Genomic DNA, 1,584 nt, shown 5'->3' with positions numbered 1-1,584 from the left:
ACGCTGACCGTCGTCAACCGGAACGTACCGGACAGCCTGAGCCGTGCATACGCCGTGAGCGTGACCGACACGTTGCCGGCCAACCTGATGTTCCTCACGGCCGTTGCCTCCGGCGGAGGTACTTGCGGTACGACGCCGGTCACCACGCAGCCCACGGGCACCGGCACCACCAACAACCAGCTCGTGTGCAGCTGGAACTCGCTCAACCGCAGCGTGCAGCAGACCGTCACGGTGCGCGTGCGGCCGCTGTACGCGCTCAACGGCACCGCTGTGACCAACGGCGCGCACGTTGCCACCGACACGCCCGAGCTGCTCACCACCAACAACGACGCCGCCGTGCCCGCGACCGTCACCGCGCCGGTGTACGACCTGGTCGTCACCAAGCGCGACGACGCCGACCCGGTGAACGTGGGCGACGACGTGGGCTACACCATCACCGTGTCGAACAACAGCGCGTCGACGGCGGAAGACGTGCGCCTGGTCGACACGCTGCCGTTGCCCGGCCCCGGCGGCGAGACACCGCCCACGCTGGTGTCGGTGAGCATCCCGTCGAATGCCCCGACGGGCACCAGCTTCGCGCTGGCCGGCGGCGCGGCCATCGGCTCGGCCGGCGGGCAGATCGTGTTCACCATCCCGACGCTGGGCGGCACGGGCCCCACGTCTACCGGCGAGCTCAGTTCGCTGCAGTTCCGCGTGGTGCTCAGGGGCACGTCGCGCGGCACCTTCCAGAACAACGCGAAGGTCGACTTCTTCGACGCCACGCGCAATGCCTTCGACACCGTGCAGGGCAACAACGCGGTGGCCGAGAACACCACCTTCCGCTTCAAGGCCGACGTGCAGGTGGTTTCCAAGGCCGCCGTCACGACCGGCACCGCCACGCCGCTGGCTACCGTGTCGTCTGCCCAGACCTTCGACTGGCTCGTGCAGCTGCGCAACAACGGCCCCGACAGCGCAGAGACCACCAGCTTCACCGACACGCTTTCCGCGTCGCTGGTTCTGACGGGCTCGCCCGTGTTCACCGTCACCGGCTGCTCCTTCACGCCGGTCGCGTCTACCTGCACCGGCGCTGCCGGCGGCACGGCCGTGAGCTGTGCCATTACCTCGATGCCGGCCAACGGCACCGCCACCGTGCGCATTCCAGTGCGCTTCAGCGGCGCAGCGCCAGCCAACGGCACCGTGCTCACGAACCGCGCGCACATCATCACCACCGGCTCGGGCGACACCAACGGCGGCACCGATCCGGACGGCGGCAACAATTTCAACGACGGCCAGGTCACGGTGCAGAACAGCGCGCTGTCCGGCCGCGTGTACGAAGACCTGAACGGCAACGGCCTGATCGACGGCGGCGAGCCCAACATCGCCGGCGTCACCATCCGCCTGAACGGCACCGACAGCGCGGGCAATGCGGTCGCCATGACGACCACCACCGACGCCAACGGCAACTGGGGCTTCACCGTGCCCGCAGGCACCTACAACGTGGTGGAAGACCAGCCCGCTGCCTACCAGCCCGGCATCACGCGTGCTGGCACCGTCAGCGGTGTGGGCAGCACGATGGGTACCGTGCCGCCCGGCGCCAGCAACGGC

General features: G+C 69.2%; 1 protein-coding gene. It reads left to right on the top strand.

Translation table 11 applies throughout. The features are described 5' to 3' along the window. Positions 1-1,584 (top strand): SdrD B-like domain-containing protein (locus tag ACSFA3_RS22775; RefSeq protein ID WP_435507735.1); only part of this gene is annotated, 1,584 nt, incomplete at both ends.

Source organism: Variovorax glucosi (genome assembly GCF_051216695.1).
Taxonomy (GTDB): domain Bacteria; phylum Pseudomonadota; class Gammaproteobacteria; order Burkholderiales; family Burkholderiaceae_C; genus Variovorax.
The sequence above is the reverse complement of the archived record's forward strand: the minus strand, read 5'-3'. Positions and strand labels throughout refer to the sequence as shown.